Below are 4,822 nucleotides of genomic sequence, written 5' to 3' on the forward strand. Positions count from 1 at the left end.
GAGGCGGCGGCGGCGCGCACCGCCGAGGCCTTCGGCGGCATCGACGTCCTGGTCTGCAGCGCCGGGATCACCGGCCCGACCGTGCCGGTCGCCGACTTCCCGGTGAAGGAGTTCCGCGACGTCTTCGCGATCAACGTCTTCGGCCTCTTCCACTGCAACAAGGCGGTGGTGCCGGCGATGCTGAAGGGCGGCTACGGGCGGATCGTCAACATCGCCTCGATCGCCGGCAAGGAGGGCAACCCGAACGCCTCGGCCTATTCCGCCTCCAAGGCGGCGGTGATCGGCTTCACCAAGTCGCTCGGCAAGGAGCTGGCGACGTCGGGCGTGCTCGTCAACGCGGTGACGCCGGCGGCGGTCCGGACGCCGATCTTCGACCAGATGCCGCAGAGCCACATCGACTTCATGCTCTCGAAGATCCCGATGGGCCGCTTCGGCACGGTGGACGAGATCGCCGCCCTCGTCACCTGGGCGGCGAGCGAGGACTGCGGCTTCACCACCGGCTCGGTCTTCGACGCCTCGGGCGGCCGCGCCACCTACTGACCGGCGCGCGTCACTCCGCCGTTGCGGCGGCGAGGACCGGGCCCATGCGGGTGCGCTGCACGATGACCGCCACCGGCCCCTCCTCGAGGCCCTCGTAGCGCATGTCGACCGGCGAGGCGCCGTCCCAGCGGGCGACCGTCTCCCAGTTGGTGACGATGTTGGTATAGGTGAGCTGGCTGCCGGCGTTCTCGCCCCCCTCGATCGCCACCTCCTGCGACGGCAGGAAGCGCACGATGTGGATGTCGGCCGGCCCGGTCGCCTTGGCCGCCGGCTCGAGATGGATCGAGAGCGTGGCGCCGTCGCGGGCGAGCGTCAGCACGGCCGGCGCCGGCTGCGCGCCGTAGCGGGCGATCTCGCGCGCGATGCGCTCGGCGTCGTGCCCCTTCACCCGCGCCTCGCCCTGGACGATCATCTCGGGGGTGAAGATCGAGCGGCGGTGCGCCGCCTTGGCATAGGCCTTCTGCCGCGCGGTATGGGCCGGCTGGCCGAACCGGTCCTTCCAGCCGAGATAGTCCCAGTAGTCGACGTGCAGCGCCAGCGCGATCACCCCCTCGCGGCCGGCGAGCTCGCTCAGCAGCGCGTCGGCCGGCGGGCAGGAGGAGCAGCCCTGGCTGGTGAAGAGCTCGATCACCACCGGCGTGCCCTGCGCCGAAACGCCCGCCGGCAGCAGGGCGGCGACGGCGGCGAGGAACGGAACGAGGAAGCGCATCGGGACTTTCGGGGCTGGCTGCTTCCCTCCTAGCCGCGGCCCGCAGGCCCGGCCAGTCAAGCCTTCGCGATTTGCCGGCGACGCGACCGGGGGCCCGCGACCGGGCCCCCTTGCCGGCTGCGCGGGCGGCCCCGCTCAGGCCGCCTGCGCGAGGTGCCGCAGCACGTAGTGCAGCACGCCGCCGTGCTCGACGTACTCGATCTCGATCGCCGTATCGATCCGGCACTTGAGCTCGATCGTCCGCTCGCGCCCGTCGCCGTAGAGGATCGTGCAGGGCACCGTGGCGAGCGGCTTCAGGTCGCCGGCGAGCCCGGAGATCGAGATCACCTCGTCGCCCTTCAGCCCCAGCGTCCGGCGGTTGTCGCCGTGGGTGAATTCGAACGGGATCACCCCCATCCCGACCAGGTTCGAGCGGTGGATGCGCTCGAAGCTCTCGGCGATCACCGCCTTGACCCCGAGGAGCGCCGTTCCCTTCGCCGCCCAGTCGCGCGAGGAGCCGGCGCCGTACTCGACCCCGCCGATCACCACCAGCGGCACGCCCCGCTCCTTCCAGGCCATCGCGGCGTCGAAGATCGAGGTCTGCTCGCCGTCCGGGCCGAGGGTGTAGCCGCCCTCGACGCCTTCGAGCATCTCGTTGCGGATGCGGATGTTGGCGAAGGTGCCGCGCATCATCACTTCGTGGTTGCCGCGCCGCGAGCCGTAGGAGTTGAAGTCCTTCGGCGCGATCTGGCGCTCCGTCAGGTACCTGCCGGCCGGCGTCGTCGGCTTGAACGAACCGGCGGGCGAGATGTGGTCGGTCGTCACCATGTCGCCGAGCAGCGCCAGGATGCGCGCGCCGGAGATGTCGGAGATGACGCCCGGCTCCTTGCTCATGCCCTGGAAGTAGGGCGGGTTCTGGATGTAGGTCGAGGTCGGCGGCCAGTCGTAGGTCTCGCTGTCGGTGGTCTCGACCGCCCGCCAGCGCTCGTCGCCCTTGAAGACGTCGGCATACTTGGTCTGGAAGGCCTCCCGCGTCACCGTCTGCTCGACAAGGCGGGCGATCTCGTCGTTCGTCGGCCAGATGTCCTTGAGGAAGACCTCGCGGCCCTCCTTGTCCACGCCGAGCGGCTCGGTCGTGAGGTCGATGTTGAGGTCGCCCGCCAGCGCATAGGCGACGACCAGCGGCGGCGAGGCGAGATAGTTCGCCCGCACGTCGGGCGAGATGCGCCCCTCGAAGTTGCGGTTGCCCGAGAGCACCGCCGTCGCCACCAGGTCGCCGTCGGCGATCGCCTTCGAGATCTCCGGCCGCCCGAGCGGCCCCGAGTTGCCGATGCAGGTGGTGCAGCCGTAGCCGGCGAGGTTGAAGCCGAGCGCGTCGAGATCCTCCTGCAGCCCGGCCGCCTCGAGATACTCGCTCACCACCTGGCTCCCCGGCGCGAGCGAGGTCTTCACCCAGGGCTTGCGGGTCAGCCCGCGGGCGCGCGCCTTGCGCGCCACGAGCCCGGCGCCGATCATCACGTAGGGGTTCGAGGTGTTGGTGCAGGAGGTGATCGCGGCGATCACCACCGACCCGTCGCGGACCGTATAGTCCGCACCCTCGACCTGCGCCGTCTTGCGCACCTCGGGCGGGGCGGTGATCGCGGCCGCCCCCCCCTCCGCCGCCATGTTGCTGCCGTTCGAGATGTCGATGCCGCGGTAATCGGCGACGGTCCTGTAGAAGGCGTCGGCGGCGAGGTTGAGCGGGGTATAGTCCTGCGGCCGCTTCGGCCCGGAGATCGCCGGCACGATCTCGCCCATGTCGAGATGCAGCGTGTCGCTGTAGATCGGCTCGTAGCCCGGCCCGCGCCACATGCCGTTCTCCTTGGCATAGGCCTCGACCAGCGCCAGCCGCGCCTCGTCCCGGCCGGTCTGGCGCAGGTAGCGCAGCGTCTCGTTGTCGATCGGGAAGAAGCCGCAGGTCGCGCCGTACTCCGGCGCCATGTTGCCGATCGTCGCCCGGTCGGCCAGCGGCAGATGGTCGAGCCCGTCGCCGTAGAATTCGACGAACTTGTTGACCACGCCCTTCTTGCGCAGCATGGCGACGACCTTGAGCACGAGGTCGGTCGCCGTCGTCCCCTCGACCATCCGGCCGGTCAGCCGGAAGCCCACGACCTCGGGGATCAGCATCGAGACCGGCTGGCCGAGCATCGCCGCCTCCGCCTCGATGCCGCCGACGCCCCAGCCGAGCACCGCCGCGCCGTTGACCATCGTGGTGTGGCTGTCGGTGCCGACCAGCGTGTCGGGATAGGCGACGACCGCGCCCGAGGGGTCGGTGTCGGTCCAGACCGTCTGCGCCAGGTACTCGAGGTTCACCTGGTGGCAGATGCCGGTCCCCGGCGGCACCACGCGGAAGTTCTGGAAGGCGTTCTGCCCCCACTTCAGGAACTGGTAGCGCTCGATGTTGCGCTCGTACTCCCGCTCGACGTTGAGCTGGAAGGCGCGCGGCGTGCCGAACTCGTCGACCATCACCGAATGGTCGATGACGAGGTCGACCGGGTTGAGCGGATTGATCTTCTGCGGGTCGCCGCCGAGCGCCTTGATCCCGTCGCGCATCGCCGCGAGGTCGACCACCGCCGGGACGCCGGTGAAGTCCTGCATCAGCACCCGCGCCGGCCGGTAGGCGATCTCGCGCGGGTTGCGCCCGCCCTGCTTCGCCCATTCGGCGAAGGCGCGGATGTCATCGACGGTGACCGTCTTGCCGTCCTCGAAGCGGAGCATGTTCTCGAGCACCACCTTGAGCGAGGCCGGCAGCCGCCCGAACTCCCCGAGCCCCGCCGCCTCGGCGGCCGGGATCGAGTAGTAGGCGTAGCTCCGGTCTCCCACCTGGAGCGTGCGACGCGTCTTGGCTGAGTCGGTTCCAACGTAAACGGTCATCGTTCCTCCGGGCTGCGCCTGCTGGGGTGGACGTTCACCCTTGATAAGCTGCGGCCCGCGCCCCCGCAAGGGTCGCGGGAGCGCTTTGCATACATTTGCATACAGTGTGACCCTGCGGTCACTCCGGCAGCGGTTCGGCGGCGAGCGACTCGAGCAGCAGCGCCATCCACGGCCCGACCAGCACCGCCAGCGTCACCTGCCGCTCGCTCGCCACCACCGACCCCATGGCGGAGACGACGGCGACCAGCCGGCGCTCCCCCGCGCCGCCTTCCTCCCCCTCGCCTTCCGCCCCCTCGCCCTCCTCCTCCGCGGCGCCCTGCAGCACCGGCGCCCCCGAGGCGCCGTAGTTCACCGCGCAGTCGAGCGCCGCCACCCCGGCGAAGGTGGTGGCGAGGCCGCAGGGCTCCTCGATCGAGGGCGCCTGCGCCCGGTCGCGGGCATAGGAGACGATGGCGAGAGGCGCCGCATCCCGGCGGAGGTCGCCGGTCGCAAAGGCCGGCGCATCCCCGGCCGCGACCGGCTCGGCGAGCTCGAGGACCGCGAGGTCGGCCGCGACGCCGGCGGGCGAGGCCATGCCCTCGAAGGTGAACTCGGGATGCACCGCCGCCCGCACGATTCGCCCGACCGCCGCGGTCTTGCCCATGGGCAGCCCGGCAGCGAAGCGGAACTCCCCGAGCGGCA

4 protein-coding genes are annotated in these 4,822 nt (G+C 70.9%); 1 reads left to right on the top strand and 3 read right to left on the bottom strand.

Features of this window, described 5'->3' with window-relative positions:
* On the top strand, nt 1-540 hold a 540-nt coding region (locus Q0112_RS06255; RefSeq protein WP_297972830.1), incomplete at its 5' end, for an SDR family oxidoreductase.
* Nucleotides 541-550: 10 nt separating this feature from the next.
* Here the strand turns inward: Q0112_RS06255 and Q0112_RS06260 are convergent.
* From Q0112_RS06260 to Q0112_RS06270, 3 genes are all read right to left on the bottom strand, one after another.
* Complete coding sequence (locus Q0112_RS06260; RefSeq protein WP_297972832.1) at nt 551-1,249, bottom strand: thioredoxin family protein; 699 nt, start codon at nt 1,247-1,249, stop codon at nt 551-553.
* A gap of 135 nt (nt 1,250-1,384) precedes the next feature.
* Complete coding sequence (gene acnA / locus Q0112_RS06265) at nt 1,385-4,141, bottom strand: aconitate hydratase AcnA (RefSeq protein WP_297972834.1); 2,757 nt, start codon at nt 4,139-4,141, stop codon at nt 1,385-1,387.
* Between the two features lie 118 nt (nt 4,142-4,259).
* A partial coding sequence (locus tag Q0112_RS06270; protein WP_367278448.1) for a serine protease occupies nt 4,260-4,822 on the bottom strand: 563 nt, incomplete at its 5' end.

Origin of the sequence: uncultured Amaricoccus sp., from assembly GCF_937858865.1 — a bacterium.
GTDB lineage: Bacteria > Pseudomonadota > Alphaproteobacteria > Rhodobacterales > Rhodobacteraceae > Amaricoccus.

Bases quoted from the DNA above. Each gene is read 5' to 3' on its own strand.
- Q0112_RS06260 (WP_297972832.1), bottom strand. From the start codon at position 1,249: ATGCGCTTCCTCGTTCCGTTCCTCGCCGCCGTCGCCGCCCTGCTGCCG.
- acnA (WP_297972834.1), bottom strand. From the start codon at position 4,141: ATGACCGTTTACGTTGGAACCGACTCAGCCAAGACGCGTCGCACGCTC.